The 25488-nt window shown below is 49.6% G+C and carries 15 protein-coding genes; 12 read left to right on the top strand and 3 right to left on the bottom strand.

The features are described 5' to 3' along the window. Positions 1–167: 167 nt before the first annotated feature. Both N3Z11_RS12035 and N3Z11_RS12030 read right to left on the bottom strand, forming a co-directional pair. Positions 168–2468, bottom strand: a complete 2301-nt coding sequence (locus N3Z11_RS12035) for an ATP-binding protein (RefSeq protein ID WP_260657424.1) — start codon at positions 2466–2468, stop codon at positions 168–170. 27 nt (positions 2469–2495) lie between these two features. Beyond that, positions 2496–4334 carry a cyanophycinase gene (locus N3Z11_RS12030; protein WP_260657423.1) on the bottom strand — a complete coding sequence of 613 codons (1839 nt, stop codon included), beginning with the start codon at positions 4332–4334 and terminating at the stop codon, positions 2496–2498. Between the two features lie 430 nt (positions 4335–4764). Between N3Z11_RS12030 and yfcC the strand changes: the two genes are divergently transcribed. From yfcC to N3Z11_RS11995, 7 genes are all read left to right on the top strand, one after another. Then, positions 4765–6249, top strand: coding sequence for a putative basic amino acid antiporter YfcC (yfcC, locus tag N3Z11_RS12025; protein ID WP_260657422.1), 1485 nt, complete (start codon positions 4765–4767; stop codon positions 6247–6249). Between the two features lie 10 nt (positions 6250–6259). After that, a complete protein-coding gene (iadA, locus tag N3Z11_RS12020) occupies positions 6260–7450 on the top strand; it encodes a beta-aspartyl-peptidase (RefSeq protein ID WP_260657421.1) in 1191 nt (396 codons plus the stop codon). Between the two features lie 250 nt (positions 7451–7700). Next, complete coding sequence (gene folE2 / locus N3Z11_RS12015; protein WP_260657420.1) at positions 7701–8627, top strand: GTP cyclohydrolase FolE2; 927 nt, start codon at positions 7701–7703, stop codon at positions 8625–8627. A 773-nt stretch (positions 8628–9400) separates the two neighbouring features. Continuing rightward, a complete protein-coding gene (gene gltB / locus N3Z11_RS12010; RefSeq protein WP_260657419.1) occupies positions 9401–13867 on the top strand; it encodes a glutamate synthase large subunit in 4467 nt (1488 codons plus the stop codon). 16 nt (positions 13868–13883) lie between these two features. Further along, positions 13884–15296, top strand: a complete 1413-nt coding sequence (locus N3Z11_RS12005; protein WP_260657418.1) for an FAD-dependent oxidoreductase — start codon at positions 13884–13886, stop codon at positions 15294–15296. A 362-nt stretch (positions 15297–15658) separates the two neighbouring features. Next, the gene (locus N3Z11_RS12000) at positions 15659–15871 is read left to right on the top strand and encodes a hypothetical protein (protein ID WP_260657417.1); all 213 of its coding nucleotides are present in this window, start codon (positions 15659–15661) and stop codon (positions 15869–15871) included. Between the two features lie 12 nt (positions 15872–15883). Next, positions 15884–16330 carry a glutaredoxin family protein gene (locus N3Z11_RS11995; protein ID WP_260657416.1) on the top strand — a complete coding sequence of 149 codons (447 nt, stop codon included), beginning with the start codon at positions 15884–15886 and terminating at the stop codon, positions 16328–16330. Positions 16331–16455: 125 nt separating this feature from the next. Here the strand turns inward: N3Z11_RS11995 and N3Z11_RS11990 are convergent, their stop codons facing one another. Then, positions 16456–17538 (bottom strand): alpha/beta hydrolase family protein, encoded by a 1083-nt coding sequence (locus tag N3Z11_RS11990; protein WP_260657415.1) that lies wholly within the window; start codon positions 17536–17538, stop codon positions 16456–16458. A 398-nt stretch (positions 17539–17936) separates the two neighbouring features. On the opposite strand from N3Z11_RS11990, the gene N3Z11_RS11985 reads away from it, so the two are divergent. The 5 genes from N3Z11_RS11985 to N3Z11_RS11965 all read left to right on the top strand — a co-directional run bounded on the left by N3Z11_RS11985 (position 17937) and on the right by N3Z11_RS11965 (position 25412). Then, positions 17937–19463 (top strand): amidase family protein, encoded by a 1527-nt coding sequence (locus N3Z11_RS11985; protein ID WP_260657414.1) that lies wholly within the window; start codon positions 17937–17939, stop codon positions 19461–19463. Between the two features lie 355 nt (positions 19464–19818). Continuing rightward, a complete protein-coding gene (locus N3Z11_RS11980; RefSeq protein ID WP_260657413.1) occupies positions 19819–21423 on the top strand; it encodes a methyl-accepting chemotaxis protein in 1605 nt (534 codons plus the stop codon). Positions 21424–21503: 80 nt separating this feature from the next. Further along, entirely contained in the window at positions 21504–23018 is a 1515-nt protein-coding gene (locus tag N3Z11_RS11975; protein WP_260657412.1) for an FAD-binding oxidoreductase, read from the top strand. A gap of 92 nt (positions 23019–23110) precedes the next feature. Then, positions 23111–24055, top strand: a complete 945-nt coding sequence (locus N3Z11_RS11970) for an SMP-30/gluconolactonase/LRE family protein (RefSeq protein ID WP_260657411.1) — start codon at positions 23111–23113, stop codon at positions 24053–24055. 190 nt (positions 24056–24245) lie between these two features. Next, the gene (locus N3Z11_RS11965) at positions 24246–25412 is read left to right on the top strand and encodes an alpha/beta hydrolase family protein (RefSeq protein ID WP_260657410.1); all 1167 of its coding nucleotides are present in this window, start codon (positions 24246–24248) and stop codon (positions 25410–25412) included. Positions 25413–25488: the final 76 nt, after the last annotated feature.

Genomic DNA, 25488 nt, shown 5'->3' with positions numbered 1-25488 from the left:
AAAGCGCCTGTTTAACAGGCGCTTTTTTTTGCGCGTTTTTTGTCTGAAACGGCTTTTGTAATCAGTGTTTTTGTAACCAGTGCTTTTTTGTAACCAGTACTATTTTGTAAAAAGCGTAGTGAGACACAACAACAGCAACAGCGCAAAAAAAACAAAGTTTGCCCGGCTTAATACTGCTCCACAAACTCATGCAGCGCAGCCAGATGCCGCTCTATTGTTAAGTGATACTCTATTAACTGCCGCTCCATCGTCTGCCAGTTGGGTGTTTCTTCCTGCTCTAACAACTTGGCCTGCTGCTGCACCCATAACAAGCCAACCGAAGCCGCAGCGCCTTTAAGTTTATGCGCAGCTTCATGAAATTCTTCCAGCTCACGCTGCGTGGCCGCTTCCAGCATTTTGTTGATATAACCCGGCAGCAGCTGCTCAAATAGCTGAATACTGCGGTTCACCGACTTTTTACCAAGCGACTGCAGATAATCCTGCAATGTGCCTAAATCCAGCACTGTGTCCTGCTGTTTTTCCGGTTGCGCAAGTGTCGAACTTCGCACTGAACTTGGTGAAAATAATTGCGCCAACAGCTGGTCCAGATTGGCGGTATTAATAGGTTTAGCCAGAGCGCCGTCTATCTGAATGCCTTCGAGCTGCTGCTCGGCTTTACGCACATTGGCGCTTAATACCACAATTGGAATTTGCGAAAGTCTTGGGTCCAGTTTCATGGCTCTGGCTATCTGATCGCCGGTCATATCCGGCAATTGCATATCCAGCAGCACTAAATCAATGTCGTCTTCAGTTTCCAGCAAAGCTAACGCATCTTCGCCTGTTTCGGCATGCACCACGGTATGGCCGCGCTGCTCCAGCAGATTTATCGCTATTTCAGCATTGAGTGGCACATCCTCCACCAAAAGAACTGTCAGGCTGGGGCAACGTACTGCCGCTAACAACTCAGGCTCGGCCAGCACTTCGGTGGGCAGATGTACGGTAAAACTGCTGCCCTGATTGAGCTGGCTTTGCAAACTGATTCGACCGCCCATGGCTTCTGACAGCGCTTTGGACACCGACAAACCAATGCCGGAGCCAACAATACTTAAACGGCGGCCATCGCTTGATTTGTAATACATATCAAAAATGCGCTGCTGTTCTTGTGGCGCTATGCCAATGCCGGTGTCGCTGACAATAAAAATCAGCTCATTGGCGCCCGAAGCCTGACTAAATTCACAATAAAGCCGGACTTCACCTTTGGCGGTAAATTTCACAGCGTTATTAATTAAATTCCACAACACCTGGCGCACCCGGGTTGGGTCCAGTTTGACAAAACAGCTAAGCTCGCCCACCCGCTGCACGCTAAACTTCAGGCCTTTTTGCTGGCAAATCAGCTCGGCGAAGTTGGCAATATCACCGATAAACTGATCAAGCTTCACACTTTGATAAACAATATCGAGATCTTGCCGGTCAATTTTATCTAAATCGATAATATCGTTAAAAATATTACCCAAAGTTTCAGCGCTGCTGAAAATGGTATTGGCCCAGCTGCGTTGCTCTGGCGCCAGTTCGGTTTCCAGCAAACGCCGGGTTAAACCGACAATACCGTTCAGTGGCGTGCGTAGCTCATGGCTTAAAGTGGCAATAAATTTACCTTTGTCCTGATAAGCCCGCTCCAGCGCCTGCTCGGCCAGTTTACGGCTGGTAATGTCACGGCCAAAACCGAGTAAACCAATATAACGGCCCTGGCGGTCAAAAAACGGTACTTTACGCATTTCAAACCACATCACCTGGCCTTGTGGTGTGGTGTATTCCACATCAAGCGTCAGTTCCGCCTGATTTACCGACACTTCGTGGTCGGTCAGAATGGCGGCTGGCGCCATATCTGATGAATAAATTTCCAGCGGATAATGGCCAATCAGTTCACTGGCACTTTTACCAATCAGCTGCTCAAACATTTTATTGCAGCTGGCAAAACGGCCGGTTTCATCGCGGTAATAAAATAAATCGGGCGAACTGTCGACGATAGAGCGCATCAACAAACTTTGCTCTTCCAGTTCCAGCTGAGTTTTTTTCCGTTCGGAAATTTCTTTACGCAGCTCATCAATGGCCCGGCGTTTGGCCTGGAAAGCTTTTTTGCGCTCTTCAATTTCAAAGTTCAGCTGGCGGATATTTTCCTGCAGGTTTTCATTGAGCAGGGTTTCCTGGCGGGCGGAGTCTTTTAAATAAAATAACGCGGCGTCAAGATGACGTACCAGATACAGCAGCAGGCTGACAAAAACCGGCGCTGCGACAAAAGCGAATAACAAGGCGCCGGCGACCATGTCCCAGCGCACCTGATTGTGCAGAATTAAACTGACCGCCAGCGCCAGCAAAGCGCTGCTGACCAGAATAAATAACACTGTGAGGCTGGCAAGCTGCAGCCACCCCCACAGTTTTAACACTGCGGCCAGACGTCTTACCCAGGATTTGACCGGATATTGACTCAAGCTCTGCACCTCTGGGTTAGGTGAACATTAATTGCCAGCGACCGACACCTGTATATTACGATAGGAGCAGTAGTTTTTATTGATACTGCCCACATGGTACTGACCCGATCTGGCTGCCGACTGGGCATCACGGCGCAGCTGCAATTTAAACTCTTTGCCCGCTACACTAAAACTGCCATCCGCAGTGCGACTCTGGTTATTACACATTAAGTTAGCGAGCTGACGGAAGTTATCACCGCTAAACAAATTGCCGGACGTTAACAAGGGACTGCTGGTGGTGCTTGGCGCATATTTCCAGTCGGCAAAACTGGCCAACAATTGACCCTGCTGCAAACTAAAGCTGTCGCCATTGGTAAAATAATGGCTTTGCATCGCCATAATAAGCGACGGCTCTACAGTGGTTTCTGCAACACGTTGTGCCACATACACACCTTCAGCACCACTAACAGAAAACCGGATAAACTCAGGGTTTTTCTTATCAAAACCCACCAGCAGCGCTGTAGCTTCGTCCACACCAAAACCAAAAGTGTTTTTGCTTTGTGCGACCAAAGTTAACAGCCGGCCCTGACGACCACGCTCGGAAAAATGTGTATCCAGCACACCCCAGGGGAATAAACCCAGGCCACCATTTGCCTGATAAGTCAGGCTATTTTCGTCCATACCTGTGCCACAGCTGTTGTTGTTTTCACAACCAGGTGACGGGGCTTTGGCGGCAAAAGCGCCCTGATAAATAGCTTGTGGGCTCTGGCCGTTGCTGATCATTACAGTATCAGCACCTAAATAACTGCCACCGGACATTACAGCAGTGCCTGCACTGGTGCCGGCCAGTACCAGCTCACCTTTACCGAGCATAGTGCGGATTTGCGCCAGCTCTTTGCTGTCTGAGCCATCGGGTTGTTTAAAGGCTTTATAGGTCAGGCTTTGATCACCACCATTAAAGAAAATGGCATCAGCACGGCGAATCATCTCCAACGCCTGATCTGACCCCTTGTTACAAAAATCTTTTTGCTCAGCCAGCAAGTCAGGATAAACCCGCCCACGCTGAAAACTGCCCTGCTCCTGCACTAAATGTTGCAGATAATTCTGACAACCAACAGCACGACCTGCACTATCTCTCTGTGCGGCCTGATAAGCGGCATTCACCGGTAACCAGCTGGCATCTGCGCCCAGTTTTTTAAACAAATCTACGTAATAATCAACGGCCGCAAAAGGGTCGCGTCCTGAAGCTGTCACGACCAGAATTCTCGGCGCTCTTTTTCCACTGACTTCGGTGGCAAGACTGACAAATTGCTGGTATAGCCCCAGTGAAATAGTGTCTTTGCTGTTTTGCGGCAATACCTGTTCTTTTTTGCGATTTGCCGCTGAAGTTCTTTCACTGACTTCAACTTCGAGTTGGTCAAACACAAAATTGCGTTCCGCTTCACTCAGGCTGCTATAAAGCTCACGTCCCGACACCCAGCTGCCGTTATGTTCAGCTTCGCTTGAGCGCCACAACCTGCTAAGTTCACGCGAAGTCACTTCACTGCCAGCCAGCTTGTTCTGTAAATGTTTTAACAAAGCACCAACCTGCTGTGCTGTTGTTTTACGTGCAGCTGGCCAGAATTCGTTGTTGACAATATTGTCGATGTATTTTGCCTGCACACTAAAAAGCGCACCGGTCTTTGCATTCTCGCTGAAACTTGCTGTTGCATCACATTGTGATTTTTCTGTTGAAGAACAAACCGAAGCGCCGCCACCTATCAACATCATCGAATAAGATGGCATCGCTTTGCTGGTTGATGAGCCGGATTTTATATCTGCGGCCTGGACCGATAACAGCGGTAACATTGATGCCAGAACTGGCCAGCAACAGTGGGCTAATTTCATAGTCTCTTCTTGTTTTAATGAGTTAAACGCGCTAAACGAATGAAAATAAGGCTGTTAGATTAACTGGTATTGACATCTTTGCCAATTACAGATAATCCTAAACAGTCTTTTTCTAACCTTCATGCTGGTTATTTGGTCGTTCAATGTTAAAAAACGCCGTGTTATTGCCAAGCTATCATTACTCGCCGTACTACTTATCGGAGTGGTTTAACGAGTAGATCCTGCCCGGTCATTCTGACTGCGGCATCTTGTTGTTTTACATTTGTCCACTGCACTTTGTGTACACATCAATGTGTAGCCCACACTTGTTAACAATCTGTCTGCAGCTTTTTACTCAAGTCATGCACCTGAACAAGCAAAAGGCTTGAATCAGCAAGCACAGCGCCTGAACATCTGGCCTGTCCAACACTTTGGAAAAGAGATTTTTGTTATGCAACACAATACCCCGCCAAAAGCGCTCAGCATGCCTGATGCTTTTGTAATTTTGTTTTTTGTCATGGTGCTGGCCGCACTGGCCTCCCATCTGATCCCAGCCGGTAGTTTTAAGTTATTGCCCGCCCAAACCAATGCCCAGAGTGAATTACAAAAAGCACGGATAGATCCACAAAGTTTCAGCTATAGCCAGGATAACAACCAGGGTGTGGTGCTTTTTGCCGAACAAGGTGAAACTGGTTTTCTGAATTACGCCTTTGAAGGCATGGTGTCAGGCGACAAAATGGGGGCGGCCATTGGTGTTATTGCCTTTATTCTGCTAACCGGCGGCGCTTTTGGCATCATTATGCAGTCAGGCGCTGTGAACAACGGTATTCTGGCGCTGATAAAACGCACACAAAACATGCAATTTTTATTTATTCCGCTGATGTTTACTCTGTTTTCACTCGGCGGTGCCGTCTTTGGTATGGGTGAAGAAGCCATCGCCTTTTGTATCGTGCTGCTGCCATTAATGCTGGCTTTAGGTTATGACGCCATAACCACAGTGCTGGTAACTTATATCGCCACCCAGATAGGTTTTGCCACCAGCTGGATGAATCCTTTTAGTGTGGCCATAGCCCAGGGCATTGCCGGTGTGCCGCTGATGTCCGGCGCTTCTTATCGTATGCTGCTGTGGCTGGTATTTACGCTGTTTGGCATTATTTTCACCATGCGTTATGCCGCCAGAATCAAACAACAACCAAAGCTTTCACTGAGTTTTGCCACAGATGAAAAGTTAAGAAGCCAACAACTACAACAACAGCAATCTGCTTTTGGTGCTCTGGACGCCGCCATTTTAACGGTATTTGTAGCTGGTATCGGCTGGGTGATCTGGGGTGTGGTGGCGCGCGGTTATTATATTCCTGAAATTGCTACCCAGTTTTTTGCCCTGGGTATTGCCACCGCCATTATTGCCATTCTGGGCAAAAGAATGACCATCAACGGCGCAGCCGACGCCTTTAAACAAGGGGCCGCTGAACTTTTGCCGGCCGCCATGATTGTGGGTATGGCCAAAGGCATAGTACTGCTGCTTGGTGGCGACGACCCGACTCAGCCTTCGGTGCTTAACACCCTGTTGCACCTGGCTGGCGAGAGTTTCAGCGGTGTGTCTTCTTATATAGCCGCCTGGCTGATGCTGATTTTCCAATCGGTGTTTAACTTTTTTGTGACCTCGGGCTCAGGTCAGGCCGCTTTAACCATGCCGCTGGTAGCGCCTTTATCTGATTTAGTCGGTGTATCCCGGCAAATTGCGGTACTGGCTTTTCAGCTGGGTGATGGTTTAACCAACTGCATAGTGCCAACCTCGGCCTCACTTATTGGCTGTCTGGGGGTTGTTCGGGTCGACTGGATGGTCTGGGCAAAATTTGCCTGGAAACTACAGCTGTGGCTCTTTGTGCTGGCAAGTCTGTCGGTGTTCGTGGCTGTAGCTATCGGTTATCAATAAGGAGCAGATGATGAGCCCAATTAAACTATTTAAAAATGCCCATCTGCTGGCGCCTATGGATCTGGGTCAACAGGATTTATTAATAGCCGGCGGCCAAATCGCCGCTATTGGCAAGGATTTGCTGATCGGTCAGCACAATTTGCCGATTGAAGTAATTGACGCCAGTGACTGTTATTTAACACCGGGTTTTGTGGATTCGCTGGTGCACTTTATCGGTGGTGGTGGTGAAGGTGGTTTTGCCAGCCGCACTCCGGAAATGCAGCTGACAGACGCCACTTTAGGCGGCGTGACAACGGCCATAGGTGTGCTGGGTACAGATGCCACCACCCGCACCTTAACCAATCTGCTGGCCAAGGCCCATGCGCTTGAAACTGAAGGTATTTCAACTTATTGCCACACCGGCTCTTATCAAGTCCCCTGCCGCACTTTAATGGGCTCTGTCACCGATGATTTAATCCTTGTCGACAAGTTTATTGGTGTGGGTGAAATTGCCATCAGCGACCACCGTTCATCCCAGCCCACTTTAACTGAACTGCGAAAAGTGGCTGCCGAAGCCAGGGTTGGCGGTATGCTGGCCGGCAAAGCAGGTATTGTCAGTGTGCATGTGGGTTCGGGCGCTTCGTTACTGGACCCGCTGCATCAGGCGGTAAATGGCACTGAGTTATCACTGCGGCAATTTTACCCCACCCATATCAACCGCAATCAGGATGTGTTTGCCGCCGGTATCCGTTTTGCCAAAGCAGGTGGTGTTATTGATTTTACCACCAGCACCACAGCTTACGATTTAAAGCATGGTGAAGTGGCAGCAGCACAAGCGCTTGCGCTGGCACTGGAGCAGCAAATTCCAATTGCCAACTTAACACTGAGCTCGGATGGTAATGCCAGCTTACCGCTGTTTAACCCCCAGGGAGAATTATTGGGTCTGGAAGTAGGTAAAGTCAGCAGTTTGTACCAAAGCGCCAGAACTGCAGTTCTGGATTATCAGGTGAGTTTAAGCAATGCCATTGCCGCTATCAGCGCCTCCCCCGCTGCTGTGCTTGGCCTGAAGCACAAAGGTGAGCTGGCGGTAGGCAAAGCGGCCGATTTAGTGCTTATTCACAAAGACGATCTGCAAATTCACAGTGTGTACGCCAAAGGCCGCACCATGGTGCAACAACAAAAGGCGCTGGTGTTTGGCACCTTTGAAAATCCGCCACGCTGATCCACTTTGCTTGTCAGTGCGTAAATGGAAGGAGTAGAATACCCGACTGATTTAATCGGGTATTCTGGTTTTTGACACCATAGCTCGAAAAAATGGATGACCTTATTGCAAATTTTTCATAAGACAAATTTGTGAACTGGGGTAAAATGCAGCCCTTTTTAGCCATCCAACGGTTTTTGCCTGTGCACAAACGCAGTAGCAACAACCCCAGCTAACGCCTTTTATGCAATCGACGGATCTTGGAGAATTCATGCCGACAGCGATGCCAGATGTAGCCAATCACTCTTGTGCCACCACCGAAGGGGTACTGGACTGGGTTGGAATGAGCAATATTGAAGTGCCACTGATGCTGGCTATTGCCGGTGAAGCACCGCGTCAGGTCAGTGCCCATGTCGAAGCTTTTGTGAATTTAAAAGATCCAAAAGCCAAAGGCATTCATATGTCCAGGTTATATCTGCTGCTGGACGATTTATCACGCGAGTCCACCTTAAGTCATGCCAGTCTGTGTGATCTGCTGGATGGTTTTATTACCAGCCATGAAGATTTGAGTAATCAGGCTTTTGTAAAGTTTGACTTTGACCTGCACCTGCGCCGTAAAGCCTTGATCACCGAAAAACAAGGTTGGAAAGCCTATCCGGTGACAGTGACAGGCCAGGTGGTTGATAAAGAGCTTTCAGTAGAGTTAGCGGTGAAAGTGCCTTATTCATCAACCTGCCCTTGTTCAGCAGCACTGGCGCGTCAGCTTATTCAGGAAGCTTTTGTGAAAAAGTTTGCCGGTCAGCAACAAATCAGCAGTGAATTGGTAGTGGATTGGCTGGGCACAACCCAGGGCATAGTGGCCACGCCTCACAGCCAGCGTTCTGTTGCTGAAATTAAAGTGAAACTGAATCACAAAGTGACAGAGTTTCCTATTGTTGCACTGATCGACGCTATTGAAGATGCGTTAAAAACACCGGTGCAAGCTGCAGTGAAACGCGCTGACGAACAAGAGTTTGCCCGCTTAAACGGTCAGAACCTGATGTTCTGTGAAGACGCTGCCCGTCGTTTAAAACACGCGCTGAATCAGTTATCTGAATTTGACGATTTCTGGTTGCGGGTCAATCACTATGAATCTTTGCATGCTCATGATGCAGTGGCAGTGACAGTCAAAGGATTGGAAGGCGGTTATCGCGCCTGATCTGGTAAAACAGGCAAAATTTCCACTGCCGCTTCACCGCATAATTACCGCATAAGATTTGTGGTAAATTCACCTTAAAAAGCTGCTTCGGCAGCTTTTTTGTTGGCTTAAATTGCTAGAAACAGCAATTTTTAGTGCAAAAATGTAATTTTATTACACAACTCCCACTTTAAACACCACAAGACAAAACCACCACTATTCGCTAAAAGTCAGCTTGCAATTGCTGGTAAAAATCGGTATATCTAAAGCAAGGTCTTTATGTATAGACGTCTAAACGACGCGCAGACCGCACTAGAGTAAAAACACTAACAACCCTTGACCCTTGAAAATAACGCCGTTATTTTCTTTCACACGTAAAAAAACTAAAAATTAGAATAATAATTCATTAATTAAACATATTTATACTGAAATCATTAGCGATAGATGCAGGCAGAACATAAGGGCAAAATACCCTTATTCTCGATGACAAGGGGTTGCTCCCCAGGTTGTGGTGAATAAAGATTGGCCCGGGTGGATACTTCGACAACTGAACGACATGCCATCAGCGTACAGAACTATGCGATAGGCATCAGCGAAGGTGGCAACCACCCTCTGCATCCATAATGACCACAACATTTTGTCCGGGTCATTGTGGATGCAGGTAGGCGGCAACTGAACGAATTGCCATAAGCATAGTGAACTATGTGATTGGCATGAGTGAAGGCGCCAACACCCCTGCATCCGCAATGACGACGGGTATTTTTGCATGCAGGACAGGTTGGAGGGTTTATATCATGGGGTTGTATCACCACAGTCAGGCCAGAGAAAACTGTGGCTTTGGTTTGATTGCACATTTAGAGGGCACTGCCAGCCATCGTATTGTTCGTACCGCTATCAGCGGTCTGGACCGGATGCAGCATAGGGGTGGGATTTCAGCCGACGGTAAAACCGGTGATGGTTGTGGTTTGCTGATGCAAAAACCTGACAGCTTTTTTCGGGCTATTGCCGAAGAAAATGGCTGGACCTTAGGTAAAAAATACGGTGTTGGTATTTTCTTTTTAAGCCAGGATCCGGTCAAAGCCGAATTTGCCAAACATATTGCCGAAACCGAAATAGCCCGCGAAACCTTAACTCTTGTAGGCTGGCGTGATGTGCCGGTAGACCCTTCAGTGCTTGGTCCTATTGCGCTCTCTTCTATGCCTAAAGTGGTGCAGGTGTTTGTCAGCGCTCAGCCGGGCTGGGGCGACCACGATTTAGAGCGCCGTTTGTATATGGTGCGCCGTCGTATTGAAAAACAAATTGTCAACGACGATGACTTTTATATTCCGAGTTTTTCCGGTTTAGTCACTGTATTTAAAGGCCTGATGATGCCGGCCGATTTGCCGGGTTATTATCTGGATCTAGCCGATATCCGCATGGAAACGGCAATTTGTGTATTCCACCAGCGTTTTTCCACCAACACCATGCCCCGCTGGGCTTTGGCGCAGCCGTTCCGTTTCCTGGCGCACAATGGTGAAATTAATACCATCACAGGCAACCGCCAATGGGCGCGGGCCCGTCAGTACAAATTTGCCTCCCCGCTGCTGCCGGATATGCAAAATGCCGCACCTTTTGTGGGTCAAAAGGGCTCAGATTCCAGCTCGCTCGACAACATGCTTGAGTTGTTTTTAGCAGGTGGTATGGATTTGTTCCGCGCTATGCGTTTGCTGGTGCCGCCGGCATGGCAAGGCAACAAAGTGATGGATGATGACCTCAAAGCCTTTTATGAATTTAACTCCATGCATATGGAGCCATGGGATGGTCCGGCCGGTATTGTGCTGACTAACGGCCAGCATGTGGCCTGTAATCTGGACCGCAACGGCCTGCGCCCTGCCCGTTTTGTCATTACCAAAGATAAATTAATTACGCTGGCTTCTGAAGTTGGCATTTGGGACTACACACCTGATGAAGTACAGGAAAAAGGCCGCGTGGGGCCGGGCGAGATGCTGGCAGTTGATACACAAACAGGAAAAATCTGGCGCTCCAACGAAATTGACGAAGACTTACGTGCCCGTCACCCGTACCGCCAGTGGCTGACCCAAAACGTACAACGTTTAGTGCCTTATGAAAAATTCGAAGTGGATTTGATTGGTAAAAGGGTGTTCAGCGACGATGAAATGATGGTGTATCACAAGCTGTTTAATTACAGCTATGAAGAAATTGATCAGGTTATTACCGTGCTGGCCAAAGACGGTCAGGAAGCTGTGGGCTCTATGGGTGATGACACGCCGATGGCGGTGTTGTCGCGTAAACCCCGCACCTTTTACGATTATTTCCGCCAGCAGTTTGCCCAGGTCACCAACCCACCAATTGACCCACTGCGTGAAGCGCATGTGATGTCGCTGGCCACCAGTATTGGCCGCGAGCACAACGTGTTTTCGGAAACCGCAGGTTATGCCCGCCGTATTCAGTTTGAATCGCCGGTAATGATGTATTCGGATTTAAAACAGTTAAAAACTGCCGATGAAAAATACTACAAACATCAGATTTTCAGCCTGAATTACAACCCAACTGAAGAAACACTGGAGCAGGCAGTACGTCGTGTGGCGCAGGAAGCCATTGTGTCGGTGCGCGAACACAAAGTGGTGCTGGTTATTTTAACCGACCGCCGTATTGCGCCAGAGCTGATTCCTATTCCGGCTGCGATGGCGGTGGGTGCTGTGCATCACGCCTTAGTGGACGCCCAGCTGCGCTGTGATTCCAATATAGTGATAGAAACCGCAACTGCACGCGACCCACATCACTTTGCGGTGTTGGTTGGTCTTGGCGCCACCGGTATTTATCCGTTTTTGGCTTATGAAACTGTGGAACAGCTGTGCGAAAAAGGCTCGTTAAATATCACAGCCCGTGAAGCTGTAACAAACTACCGTAAAGGCATTAATAAAGGCCTTTATAAAATAATGTCGAAAATGGGCATTTCCACTGTGGCCAGTTACCGCTGCTCTAACTTATTTGAAGCAGTGGGTGTCAACAAAAACGTGATGCAGCTGTGTTTCCCGGACGTGCCTTCACGTTTGGGCGGCGCCGACTTTGAAGATTTCCAGCAGGACGTGCAGCAGCGCGCCAATATGGCCTGGCTCAAACGTAAGCCATTGGATCATGGTGGTTTACTCAAATATGTACACGACGGCGAATACCACGCGTACAACCCGGACGTAGTACAAAGCCTGCAAAAAGCGGTGAAAAGCGGTCTGTACGAGGATTACAAAGTCTATTCCGACTTTGTCAATCAACGCCCTGTGGCCCATATCCGCGATTTATTAACTATAAAAAGCGACCATGTGTCCCCTATTACTCTGGACGAAGTGGCACCTGCCGAGCAGCTCTACCCAAGGTTTGACAGCGCCGCTATGTCGATTGGCGCTTTAAGCCCGGAAGCGCACGAAGCTTTGGCCATTGCCATGAACCGTTTGGGCGGCCGTTCTAACTCAGGTGAAGGTGGTGAAGATCCACGCCGTTTTGGCACCGAAAAAAACAGCAAAATCAAACAGGTGGCGTCCGGCCGTTTTGGCGTGACACCACATTATTTGGTCAATGCTGAAGTCATTCAGATTAAAGTGGCACAAGGCGCCAAGCCGGGTGAAGGCGGTCAGCTACCGGGTGAAAAAGTCACGGCCGAAATAGCGCGGCTGCGTTATTCAGTGCCAGGCGTGACCCTCATTTCGCCACCACCACATCATGATATTTATTCGATTGAAGATTTATCGCAGCTGATTTTTGACTTAAAGCAGGTGAATCCACAGGCGCTGATTTCCGTGAAATTAGTGTCTGAGCCTGGTGTTGGCACTATTGCAACAGGTGTGGCCAAAGCTTATGCCGACCTGATTACCATTTCTGGTTATGACGGTGGCACAGGCGCAAGCCCTTTAACATCGGTCAAATACGCCGGCTCGCCATGGGAGCTTGGCCTTGCCGAAGTGCATCAGGCGTTAGTGGAAAACGGCCTGCGCGACCGGGTGCGCCTGCAAGTGGATGGCGGTTTAAAAACCGGCCTGGACGTAGTGAAAGCGGCCATTTTAGGCGCTGAAAGTTTTGGTTTTGGCACAGGCCCTATGGTGGCTTTAGGTTGTAAATTCCTGCGGATTTGCCACTTAAATAACTGCGCTACCGGTGTGGCCACTCAGGACGCCACCCTTCGGCGCGACCACTTTAACGGTTTGCCGGAAATGGTGATGAATTACTTTAAGTTTTTAGCGCTGGAAGTACGGCAGCTGATGGCTGAATTAGGGGTAAAAGAAATCACTGACCTGATTGGCCGCACCGATTTACTGGTGCAGCGTGAAGGCCAGACCGCACGGCAGGTAAAACTGGATTTATCTCCTATTTTGCAGGCTTGTGGGGTGAAGTCCGACAAACCGCTGCACTGCATGCAAAACAACGATCCCTTTGATTCTGGCCCGCTGAACCAGCTGATGGTCAGCAAATGTGTTGATATGGTGAAATTTAAAACCGGCGGCCGGTTAAGTTTGCCTATCCGCAATACCGACCGCTCAGTGGGTGCAGCTTTGTCAGGGTTAATTGCCCGTCATCACGGTAATCAGGGCATGGCAACTGAGCCAATTGAAGTGCAGTTTACCGGCACTGCCGGTCAGAGTTTTGGTGTCTGGAATGCCGGTGGTTTGCATCTGTCGTTGCAAGGTGATGCCAACGATTATGTCGGCAAAGGCATGACAGGCGGACAACTGGCTATTTATCCGCCCAAAGGCGTCAGTTTTGCCCGCGACAACGCAACTATTGTGGGTAACACCTGTTTATATGGCGCTACCGGCGGGCGTTTTTATGCAGCAGGTCGAGCTGGTGAACGTTTTGCCGTGCGTAACTCAGGCGCTATAGCGGTGATTGAAGGCACAGGCGATAACTGCTGTGAATATATGACAGGCGGTGTGGTGGTAGTGCTTGGGCAAACCGGTGTGAATTTTGGTGCCGGTATGACAGGTGGTTTTGCCTATTTATTTGATGAACATCAGGATTTAGCCCTTAGGGTCAACCCTGAACTGGTGGAATGTTTAGATGTCAGCACGCCAATCTTACAGGAGCATTTGCGTAGCCTGATTCATCAGCATTTTGAAGCAACGGGTTCAGAGCGCGCGCACAAAATTTTGTCGTCGTTCCAAAGCTGCTTAAGCCAGTTTAAGTTGATTAAACCAAAAACCAGTGACGTCAATACGTTATTAGGTCACCGCGCACGCTCCTCAGCAGAGCTGCGGGTTCAGGCGATGTAAGGGTGGAGAATTAACCATGGCACAGAATGTTTATCAGTTTATTGATGTAAAAAGGGTCGATCCGCCGAAAAAGTCGCATGAAGATCGCACCATTAAGTTTGTCGAAATTTATCAGCCAATGACCGACACCCAGGCGGCAGGTCAAGCCGATCGTTGCCTCGATTGTGGTAACCCCTACTGCGAATGGAAATGCCCGGTGCATAACTATATTCCGCAGTGGCTAAAACTTGCCAACGACGGCAAAATTATTGAAGCTGCAGAATTATCACATAAAACCAATAGCTTACCTGAAGTCTGTGGCCGGGTTTGCCCGCAAGACCGGCTTTGTGAAGGCGCCTGTACCCTAAACGAAGGTTTTGGTGCTGTCACTATTGGTTCTATTGAAAAATACATCACCGACAAAGCCTTTGAGATGGGTTGGCGGCCGGACTTATCGGCAGTCGTTAAAACCGATAAAAAAGTAGCGGTGATAGGCGCAGGCCCGGCAGGTTTGGCGTGTGCTGACGTGCTGGTGCGTAATGGCGTGACCCCTGTTGTGTTTGATAAGTATCCGGAAATCGGCGGTTTGCTGACCTTTGGTATTCCACCTTTTAAACTGGAAAAAGGTGTGATGCAGCTACGCCGTGAAATTTTCAGCGCTATGGGCATCGAGTTTCGCTTAAACACCACAGTGGGTGTGGATGTGAGTTTTGACAGCCTGCTGGAAGAATACGATGCCGTGTTTTTAGCTCTTGGCACTTACACGCCAATGGCTGGCGGTTTAGTCAATGAACAGGTGCCTGGCGTTTATGAAGCTCTGCCTTATTTAATTGGCAATATCAATAACTTAATGGGCTGGCAAACCGAACATCAATTTGTTGATCTGAAAGGCAAAAACGTGGTGGTGCTGGGTGGTGGTGACACTGCGATGGACTGTGTACGTACTGCCATTCGTCAGGGCGCCAGCAAAGTGATTTGTGCTTACCGTCGTGACGAAGCCAATATGCCGGGTTCACGCAAAGAAGTGCAAAACGCCCGCGAAGAAGGGGTTGAATTTATGTTTAACCTGCAGCCTTTGGGCATTGAAATAAATAATGAAGGCCGTGCCTGTGGCGTAAAAGTGGTGTCTACCGCCCTTGGTGCGCCGGATGCAAAAGGCCGCCGCTCTGCCGAAGTGGTGCCAGGCTCTGAGCAGGTGCTGGCTGCTGATGCTGTGGTGATTGCTTTTGGTTTTCAGCCAAGCCCGCCAAAATGGTTACAGGACAAAGGCATTGAACTCGACAGCAAAGGCCGGGTGATTGCCAGTGAAAACAGCCTGTTCCCACTGCAAACCAACCAGCAAAAGATTTTTGCCGGTGGGGATATGGTGCGCGGATCCGATTTAGTGGTAACCGCCATAGCCCAGGGCCGCAAAGCGGCTGAAGGTATGCTGGACTTTTTGGCGGTGTAATTGCCGCCTGAATAGTGCCATCAGATAGCAGCTAACCAACTCTGCAGCAAAGCCGGTGAATTAACCCGGCTTTTTTCACTCCAACTTTTTTATGCCCTTGCATGGCAACAGCACAAAGTGCTCCGCCGACCATTATCAAACTTTTATCAGCAATTTATCTGCATTCCCTCACGCGTACCCGGCTGGAATCTAACAACTATCAGAGCACAAGGTTAAAACTGCAGCACCGGGCTTCAACTGACAGCATGCCGTTGTTGAACATGCAGTGATGGGATTGTCACTCTGTTACCTGCCCTGCCTGAAAGCTCACCTTGTGATATCTCAGCTATGCAGTACCTAATCTGACACAATAAGGAATATTCATGAAAATTAGTAAATTAATAAAATCACTGGCCTTTGGTGCCGGTCTGGCTGTGGCATTTTTCAGCTTTGCTTCGGACGATCTGTCACCCTACGAGCAATGCATTCTTGATTGCCATCAGAAATCCAGAATTTGTCTGGCTGGCGGCGGCCCTTCAACCACCTGTAGTTCACATCTGCAATTGTGTAAATGGGGTTGTGGTACACCACAATAACAAGGCCAGAACATGGCACTTTCGTCACTGAAAGTGCCTTTAGCTTTAGAGAAGATGATGATCAATCGACAAGCATTCAAATCGTTACTGAGCTCTGTGATGACAGTCGTTCTGGGTTTTGCTATCGGCATTGCGGCCTTGTACGGCTGGCAATATGCCAATCAGCCGCCCACTGTGATTGAAATGGACACCAGCGCCCATTTTGCCGCCACCGACAAAAGGTTGATTTTGTATTCAGCGTCCTGGTGCCAATACTGCGATAAAGTAAAAAACTACCTGAATCAACATCAGCTGGTGTTTGAAAACAGAGACATAGAGTCAGCAGATCCCAAGGTTCAGCAACTATTTCAAACGCTGGGCGCAGAAGGTATTCCACAGATCCTGATTGGCAATAAGGTGATCCGTGGTGCCGATTTAGCAGCACTGGAAGATGAACTGAAAAAACGGCAATTGCTGTAGCCAACGCTGCAGCAAGCCATTATTTATACCTGTTTTTTACTCACTTTTTTAACCTGTATATAGCGCAGGGCCGCCCTACCAAAACCCTTTCCATTTTTAACACAAAACACAAAACACAAAACAGCTTAATTCAGTGCCTGACGTGCTGTTCCAGCAGTGCTCAGTGTTGCATATTGTTCAAACTGTGCCAGCAAAGGTTGATGCTGTTGTCGCCACTGCGCGACCGCTCTTGGGCCCTCTCCGGTGATTTGCCGCACAAAAGCTGCCGACAAACTTTGAGTTGCAGCTTTCAGAACTTTGTCCTGCAGTGCCAGCTCTGGTTTTTGCCTTCTGCCGGAAAAAATATTGTGATTGCCACCATAAAACACCGCCAGCACTTTTTCCGGCCCTGGCATGGCCTGATAAATATCAATACGCTCTTCCGGTCTGGAGTGGTAACCCGGCACCTCTATTTCGTCCATGGTATTGGTGATATGTAAGGTTGGAACCGCAATACCGGCCAGCACTTGCGACAGCGGTTTGTCATTATAAAAAGGCGGGGCTGAAATCAGCATACCGGCACTGAATCTGGCATCACGTAAATCAGCCTGGTGTGGCTCAGCTTTAGCGCCAAGAACCAGCATAGTGGTGTTAGCACCATATGAATGACCAGCCATAATCAGCTTGTTTTGGTCTATCAGCGCAGCAAATTCAGACTGCAATAGCTTATCCAGACCAAAACGCACATCCGCCACCCGCGCCAGAGCTTCTTCCTCACCGGCCGCACTCATCAGCCGAAACGGCAAGGTCAACCGGCTGCCACGCCAGATCTGCCGATCGCTGCCAATATGTTGCAAGTGTAAACTGGCAAAACCCTGACTGGCCCAGTACAGACCAAGATAAGCATAACGGTCGCGGGAGCCGCCAAGGCCATGCGAAAACACTATCAGCGGCAACTTTGCCGCAGAAACACCAGCGGGCAGATATAACAAGGCCGGCACTTCACGGCCCCGGGCGCTGTCCTGCCACTGTAATTCGTGCTGAGTGACTTTGTCAGACCAACTTAAACTAAGCTCACTGGCCTGTTGTACCGAAGGCAACTGCAGGTGCTCTGCCCATTGCTGCTGCGTGAGCTGTAACGGCTCCGGACTTTGTTTACAGGCCGAAAGACTGAGCAGAGCAACTAAAGCCCACCAGAAAAAAAATCGTTTTTGCTTAAATCCCGCCATCTTACCCACTCCTGTCTGCAGCGCAGCTTCAGAGTCTCTGGCTGAACCTGCACTTAGTCACAGAAATACCTGCGAACCGTGATAAAAATTGTGATACCGGCTATGACAAAGGTCTTATTAAAAATTGTTATGTTGTGTTGCACTAACACAGCCGATGTATTGGCACAAAATACTTCTGAATACAGCAATCTATACGATGTAACAGAGCCCATAGCTCAGCCGGAATGTGGTTTGTTTTGACTATTCCAGCCCCTGTTGATGCCGTCAAGGCGGATGCGGTCTGTGGTTCTTTACATGAGGCTGGTCGGATTTTAGTCATTTTTAACCGCAAGCCTCTTGCAGCAAAAGCCAAAATCGTTTGCACTGGTCTAACAAATAATAATGACAAGGACGATTTCATGCGCCGCTTTCAACAAAGTCTTCAGACTTTTGCATTCAGTACTTTAGCCCTGTTGTGCAGCCTGCCGGCCACAGCCACTGAACTGAACAACATCACAGCACAACAAGCGCTGTTTTTAATGGAACAACAAAAACTCAGTTCAGTAGAACTGGTGACTTATTACCTGCAACAAATTGAAAAAAACAATCAAAAAGGCGCTGATTTAAGAGCCATTACCGATATCAACCGCGATGCCATTAAGCTCGCGACAAGGCTGGACAAAGAACGTAATGCCGGCAAAATCCGTGGCCCGCTGCATGGTTTGCCTGTGGTATTAAAAGCCAATATCGCCACCAAAGACGGCATGCCCACCACGGCTGGCGCACTGGCACTAAAAGGTTTTCTGGCAAAAAAAGATGCTGAGTTAGTCAGCCAGCTTAACGCCGCAGGCGCTGTGATTATTGCCAAAAGCAATTTATCAGAATGGGCTAATTTCAGGGGCGAAAACTCGGCCAGCGGCTGGTCGGCACTGGGTGGTCAAACCAAAAACCCGCATAACCTGAGCAAGTCCCCCTGCGGCTCCAGCTCTGGCTCGGCTGTTGCCGTAGCCGCTGATATGACCTTACTGGCAGTGGGCACAGAAACAGATGGCTCTATCACCTGCCCTGCTTCAGTCAACGGCATAGTGGGCATTAAACCCACCCATGGTGCTGTGTCCGGCGCCGGTATTATTCCCATCGCTGCTTCACAGGATATCGCCGGCCCCATGACGCGCACTGTGGCGGATGCCGCTTTATTACTGCAGGTATTAGCAACAGATAAAGCCAAAACCCGTTATGGCGATTTAACCACTGCTATTAACGAAATGCGGGTGAACAAAGTGCTGCTGGTGCGTGCTTTTGACGGACAATTTGCCGCCATTAAACAAATGCAGGACAAGGTTGCGCAACAGCTGCAGCAACAAGGTATTGAAGTTGAGATGCTGGAGCAATGGCAATTACCGGAGCAACTGAGCAAAGACGAACTGACAGTGTTAATCTATGAATTTAAACGTGATTTAACCAACTGGCTGAAAGAATATCAGGTGCCGGCCGCTATTGGCAGCATCGACAAAATTGTTGCTTTTAACCAGAAAAAAGGCAAAGCAGCGCTGGCCTTTTATGGTCAGGAATATTTGCAACAAGCCGCCGCTATTGATTTGGAAAAAGACAAAGCCGCTTATCTGCAGGCGCTGAAAAACAGCAAACAACTGGCAAAAGCACAACTGGATACTTATCTCTCAAAATTTGACGCTATTTTAATGCCCGCTTATGGCCCGGCCTGGCCTATAGATCATGTCAAAGGTGATCAGTTTAGTTTTGGCACTTCTACCGCCGCCGCTGTGTCTGGTTATCCTGCTGTCACTATTCCGGCCGGCATGGATGGCGAGCTGCCGCTTGGGCTCAGTCTGGTGGGGCTGCCCTGGAGTGAGAGAAAACTGCTTGGACTTGCGGCGCTACTGGAGCAGACATTGCCAAAACGGACAATTCCGGCGCTTAAGCCCTGATCTTTACCGGCGGGCTATTTGATCCGGGCTGGCTATGTGCTCAGTGCGGGCTTTGTGCGCCGGGCTGACTCAAACTCAGGCGCAAACGAACCTCAGCGTTTTAGTCACTGAGCTTATTCTCACCAGCTTCAGCGAAATACCGCCCCGCTTCACCGGGGCTTTGTTTTAACCAGAGCCCGTATCACTATTTTATCCGGCACACCTTCTGCTCTTGCATCAGTCGTGCTCTGGCATCAGTCGTGCCCTGGCATCAACAGCCAAACTGGTCTACCACTTTAGTCGAGTTTGCTGTATCAATGTTTGACACAATGCGCCGTATACCAAACACTGGGCGGCACAACTTGCAGGAGGCCTGATGGATAATAAGCTGTTTGCCGGGACGTACCAGCCGATGCTGCCACTATTGCTACTGATGCTACTGATCCCATTGTCGTTTTTGTTATTGTTTTTTACTGCGCAAAGTCAGTATTTTTACCCTGTGCTGATTGGCTGTAGCTTGCTGCAACTGCTGGCGCTTTATCGGCTTTACCGCCAACTCAGCACAGCTGCACAAAAACCAGATGCCGCTCAAAGTGCAGCTGGCGCGCAAAGCGGTCTGCAAAAAAGCGCAGCCGTGATCAGTGGCGCTACCTCCAATATGGCGATAGGCGCAGCCGAAGTATCGTTTTATATGGACGGCCTGACCAAAGATATCCGCCAAATCAGCCATGACAGCGAACAAATCAGCGAAGTGGCCAGCCAGCTGACCCAAACCAGCACCCAACTGAGTCACAACCTGCAAACCATCAGCCAAAGTGTGCAGCATACTGCCACTGCCAGCAGCGATACTGCGGCCCTGTTAGGCTCTGGCGTCAGGCAGGTGGGAGAGCTTGGCAGCGCGGTAGACCACGCCGCAGCAGAGCTTAAACAACTGCAACAAAGCGCCGATCAAATCCAGCATATTACCGAAGTGATCCGAAGTGTCGCCGACCAAACCAACTTACTGGCGCTTAATGCCGCCATCGAAGCAGCCCGCGCCGGTGACGCCGGCCGCGGTTTTGCCGTGGTGGCTGATGAAGTCAGGGCTTTGGCCGGTAAAACTGCCGGTGCCACCGGCGATATCGCGCAAATGCTCAGCACTATCCGCAGTCAAAGTGCGCAAACCGGCAATCTGATGAGCAAACTGGTGGCACTTAGCAGCGACGTGCAACAACAGCTGCAGGCGGTGGCGAGCGGCGTGGGTGGCATCAATACCGAAATTAATCAGGCGTCTGGCGCACTGAGTGAGCTGGATCAGAGCGGCCATCAGCTTGAGCAGGCCAGCCGGCAAATTGGTGATGCTATCAACAATATTCATCAGGGCCTGGCTGCAGTGGAGCAAAAAAGTGATTCTGTCGCCACTCAGGCCATTGAGCTGTCGGTTGAAACCGAAAGTATCTACCGTGAACTCAGTCTGGTCAGCAACCAGCATTTTTTCAGTGTGCTGCAACAGGAAGCACAGCAAGCCGCCACTGCTATTGCCCAATTATTTGAACAGGCGATTGCGCGCGGAGAGCTGACGGAGCAGGCGCTTTTTGCCAAAAGTTATCAGCCTATTGCCAATACCAATCCGCAGAAATACCACACCGCCTACGACAGTTTTACTGACCTGCATTTCCCGGCCATTCAGGAAGCGATACTGGCGCGAAATCCACAGGTGTTGTACGCCGGCGCTGTGGATAGTCAGGGTTATTTCCCAACCCACAACCGTAAATTCAGCCAGCCGCTGACCGGCAACTATCAACAGGATTTAATCAACAACCGCAGCAAACGTATCTTTAATGACAGAACAGGTAGTCGCTGTGGCAGCAACACAGAAAGCATGTTGCTACAAACCTATAAAAGAGACACAGGCGAAATTTTGCATGATTTGTCGGTGCCTATTCTGGTTCGCGGCAAACACTGGGGTGGTTTTCGCGTCGGTTTTAGCAAGGCGCACTAACAACTGCATGGGCTGCTGCACTGTGATCCCAGACGCACTTTATGCTAAGGTTGCAGCGGTTTTAATGCCGGAGTTTTCTTTTGCAACGCCGAACATTTTTAGGTTTTACCCTGCTCAGCATCGCCAGCCTCAGCGGTTGCAGCAATATGCCCGAGCTACCTCAAGGCCAGAAAGCACCGCCTGAACCTCACGACTGGCAGGCATTGGCAAGCCGTTTTTCCGGTGAATTACTGTTGCCGCAAGCCGAACATTTTGACCGGCTGCGAAAAGCGGCCAATGCCCGTTATGACCAACTGGTGCCGGCGGTGATTATGCGCTGCGTTAATGCCGCCGATGTGCAACTGGCGGTGAATTTTGTCCGTGATTTTGCCTTACCTTTTGCCGTGCGTAGCGGCGGTCATAGTTATACCGGCCTGTCCAGCACCAATGGCGTGCTGATTGATTTGGGCCTGATGCAGCAAGTCACACTGGAAGATAACATTGCCACTATTGGCAGCGGCGCCAAGCTGGGGGATGTGTATGCACAGCTTGGTGCCAAAGCACGTTCAATACCAGCCGGCAGCTGTGCCAGCGTGGGCATTGCCGGTTTAGTGCAGGGCGGCGGCCTGGGCATTGCCGACCGGCGTTATGGTTTAACCTGTGATGCACTGCAAAGTGCCGACATAGTGACAGCTGATGGTCAGCTGCGCCATTGCAGCGCCACTGAGCATCCCGACTTATTCTGGGCGCTGCGCGGTGGCGGCGGTGGTCAGTTTGGTATTGTCACCAGGTTAACGTTTCAGACTTTTCCAACTGCCCCCATCCGCAATTATATTGGCCGTTATCCGCTGAAACACGGTCTGCAGGTGCTGCAAAACTGGCAGCAATGGCTGTCAGAGCTGCCTGATGAGGTCTGGTCACAAGCCACCATCTGGTTTAATGGCCAGCAAAATGAACCTGAAATTCAAATCCGCGCCTGTGCTATCGGCGAGCCTTTGCTATTAACCCGCCACTGGCAATTGCTGGAGCAGCGGCTGATTGGCATTTGGTCTGATGTTGATATGCAGGACCATCAGTACCTGGATTTTATGTTAAGCGACTGTGCCGGCCTTGAAATGCCTCAATGCAAATTGCCTAATCAACATGAAGAGGGTGTGCTCAAACGGGTGGCCATGGCCGGCAGCTCCGATATTTTTGACCGTTACCTGCATAGCGCTGCACTCAATACCCTGCTGCGCGAAATTAACAAACGCCACCAAAGCGGCCACAGAGGCGGCGTGATGTTAACCGCTATGGGTGGCGCTATTACAAATCTCAAACACGACGACACCGCTTTTGCCCACCGTCATGCGCTGTTAAGTGCGCAATATTTAATGAGCGGCCCTGTGGGCAGCCCGGAATCTTTATTAAAAGAAGGGGCAGCCTGGGTAAACCGGATGCGCCATTTAATGAAAACCTGGAGCAGTGGCGGTGCTTATCTCAATTACACCGATGCGCTGCTGAAAAACTGGCAACAGGCTTATTACGGCGATCACTATGGCAGATTACAGCAGATCAAAGCGCGTTATGATAAAGCTCAGCTATTCCGTGTTGCCCAGGGTATAGCTCCGGTTTAGAACTGGCCGAGAACTGGCCGAGAACTGGCTTAGTACCGGCCTAGTACCGGCCTAGTACCGGCTTAGTACCGGCCTGGTAATGTGCTGCATGGATGCAGCGCTTTAAGATTAAAAATATGGGGAAAAGCACCTTGTTATTAAAAATCCGTTGCTGCAAACATGCCATCAGCGCCCTGCTTTTATCTCTGCTGCCCACTGCCCCGCTTTGGGCAGACACGCCAACGCCAACACAACCATCACCCGACAGCGAAATTTTTGTGGCTGCCGGCGTATTTCATCCGGAAATAGAAGGCCCGGCAGTGGATGCAGAAGGCAATCTATATGCGGTGAATTTTGGTGGTAACAGTGCAGCAGCCAAAGGCAGCATCGGTAAAATAACGGCAAAGGGTGAAGCCTCACATTTTTTACAGCTGCCCAAAGCCAGTGTTGGCAATGGTATCCGGTTTGACCAGCAGGGACGGATGTATATTGCTGACTATACCGGCCATAACATCTGGCGTTATCACGGCAGCAGTTTAAGTTTGTACCTGCATCAACCTTTGATGTTTCAGCCCAATGATCTGGCGATCAGCCAACAGGGCGTGTTATTCGCAAGCGACCCGGATTGGAAAAACAACAGCGGTCAAATCTGGCGTATTAACAAAGCCGGCAGCAGCAGCTTGCTGGAAAAAAACATGGGCACCACCAATGGCATTGAAGTAAGCCCAAATCAGCGTTTTTTGTATGTCAACGAAAGCCGCCAGCGCAAAGTGTGGCGTTATCAGCTGGATAAAAAGCTCAATATCAGCAATAAAACCCTGCTGATTGAATTTCCCGATCACGGCCTGGACGGTATGCGCTGTGATAACAACGGCAATTTATATATCGCCCGTTATGGCAAAGGCACTATTGCCAAAATAAGCCCACAAGGCAAACTGCTGCGCGAATACCAGCTGCATGGCAAGTTTCCAACAAACGTCACTTTTTCCAGTGATTTCAAATTTTTATATATCACAATGCAAAAAGATGGCGCGGTAGAGCGGCTAAAACTGCAATAACTGCACAATCACAGAGAGTCTCAGCAAAAAGCGCTGTATCAAGCGCTTTTACATCGCTAACCAGGCTTTTGCTCAGGTTAAGGCCAGATCGTGACTTCCGGCACAACACAACACCAACCTTTTGCCTCAGACTGCCTATATCAGCAATAAGGCTGAATAGATTCCTCAGGCAGCGCAAAAGGACAAATGCATGCAACAACATCATCACAGAGTTTCCTCCCCTATCCGGGCTTTGAGCGGCCTGTTTATTGGCCGAAAATTATTGCTGCCTTTATTTACTGTCAGTCTGCTTCTGGGCTGCAGCGCTATCAGCAACAGCGATAACAGAGCGCAGCAAGAAAAGAGCAAAGCTGAGCCCAAGCTTGTGCAGGCCGGATTTAACGTGAAAATGCAGCAGCTGGATTTATTCGATGCAACCAGGCAAAGACCGGTAAAAATTACCCTCTGGTACCCCGAAGGTAAAGCCTGCAAGGCGCAGATCTGTCTGGCCGATAACACAGTGCGCAGTCAGGCCTTGTTGTTGTCACATGGCGCCATGGGAGCGGCGCTTAATTATCAATGGCTTGGCAAAAGTATGGCCGGCCGTGGTTGGGTGACTGTTGGCGTCAATCATTATGGTGAATCCTGGGTTTATGGTGCCGGGCATATCAAAGCTGCCGCTGTACTGGAGTTCTGGCAGCGGCCACTCGATTTAGGTTTTGTGCTGGATCAGTTAGAAGCCAATCAATATGAAGGCCAAAAGTTGTTTAATCAGTCGATCAACTGGCGCAGCACTGTGGCCGTTGGCCATTCATCAGGCGGTGCCAGCGTGGCTGCGCTGGCCGGTGCCGGTTTTGATTTTGCCAAAGTGACCAGTTACTGCAAAACCGACGCCGCCAAAGCCGATCGCAGCTGTGCTTATTTACCCAAAGCCGCAGCGGGGCAGCCAACAGTGCATAAAGCCGCCACAGACTTGCCCACTTTGCCATCAGACCAAGACTGGTATGATGCCAGAGTCAAAAAACTGATGTTACTTGACCCGGCACTGGGTCATCTGGTCGATGCAAAAAGCCTGCAGCAAATCAAACTACCGACCCTGGTGGCAGGTTCAGTGCAAAACGACTTTTTACCTTTTGCACAGCACGCCGGTTTTTATGCCAGCCAGATTCCACAGGCACAACAAGTGACCTTTAATCAAGGCGAAGGACATTTTGTGTATCTGGATAGTTGCACCCTGCCACACCGGGCTTTGGGTGTGCCTATCTGCTTTGATAAAGCAGGGGTAAACAGAAGCCACGTACAGCAACAATTAACAGCGCAGCTACTGGTGTTGCTGAGCAGCACGGCAACAATTGCATCCACAAACGGCAACAACTGAAACATGTGCTGCGCTGGCAGCGATAAAAAAGCACAGCAACAGCGACTATCAAATCTGTTACTGAAGCGGCTTAGGA

The sequence above is a fragment of the Rheinheimera sp. 4Y26 genome, assembly GCF_025245835.1.
Classification (GTDB): Bacteria; Pseudomonadota; Gammaproteobacteria; order Enterobacterales; family Alteromonadaceae; genus Pararheinheimera.
The sequence above is the reverse complement of the archived record's forward strand: the minus strand, read 5'-3'. Positions and strand labels throughout refer to the sequence as shown.

Bases quoted from the DNA above. Each gene is read 5' to 3' on its own strand.
- N3Z11_RS11990 (WP_260657415.1), bottom strand. From the start codon at position 17,538: ATGGCGGGATTTAAGCAAAAACGATTTTTTTTCTGGTGGGCTTTAGTT.
- N3Z11_RS11980 (WP_260657413.1), top strand. From the start codon at position 19,819: ATGGATAATAAGCTGTTTGCCGGGACGTACCAGCCGATGCTGCCACTA.
- iadA (WP_260657421.1), top strand. From the start codon at position 6,260: ATGAGCCCAATTAAACTATTTAAAAATGCCCATCTGCTGGCGCCTATG.
- N3Z11_RS11965 (WP_260657410.1), top strand. From the start codon at position 24,246: ATGCAACAACATCATCACAGAGTTTCCTCCCCTATCCGGGCTTTGAGC.
- gltB (WP_260657419.1), top strand. From the start codon at position 9,401: ATGGGGTTGTATCACCACAGTCAGGCCAGAGAAAACTGTGGCTTTGGT.
- yfcC (WP_260657422.1), top strand. From the start codon at position 4,765: ATGCAACACAATACCCCGCCAAAAGCGCTCAGCATGCCTGATGCTTTT.
- N3Z11_RS12000 (WP_260657417.1), top strand. From the start codon at position 15,659: ATGAAAATTAGTAAATTAATAAAATCACTGGCCTTTGGTGCCGGTCTG.
- N3Z11_RS11995 (WP_260657416.1), top strand. From the start codon at position 15,884: ATGGCACTTTCGTCACTGAAAGTGCCTTTAGCTTTAGAGAAGATGATG.
- N3Z11_RS12005 (WP_260657418.1), top strand. From the start codon at position 13,884: ATGGCACAGAATGTTTATCAGTTTATTGATGTAAAAAGGGTCGATCCG.
- N3Z11_RS11970 (WP_260657411.1), top strand. From the start codon at position 23,111: ATGCAGCGCTTTAAGATTAAAAATATGGGGAAAAGCACCTTGTTATTA.
- N3Z11_RS11985 (WP_260657414.1), top strand. From the start codon at position 17,937: ATGCGCCGCTTTCAACAAAGTCTTCAGACTTTTGCATTCAGTACTTTA.
- N3Z11_RS12030 (WP_260657423.1), bottom strand. From the start codon at position 4,334: ATGAAATTAGCCCACTGTTGCTGGCCAGTTCTGGCATCAATGTTACCG.
- folE2 (WP_260657420.1), top strand. From the start codon at position 7,701: ATGCCGACAGCGATGCCAGATGTAGCCAATCACTCTTGTGCCACCACC.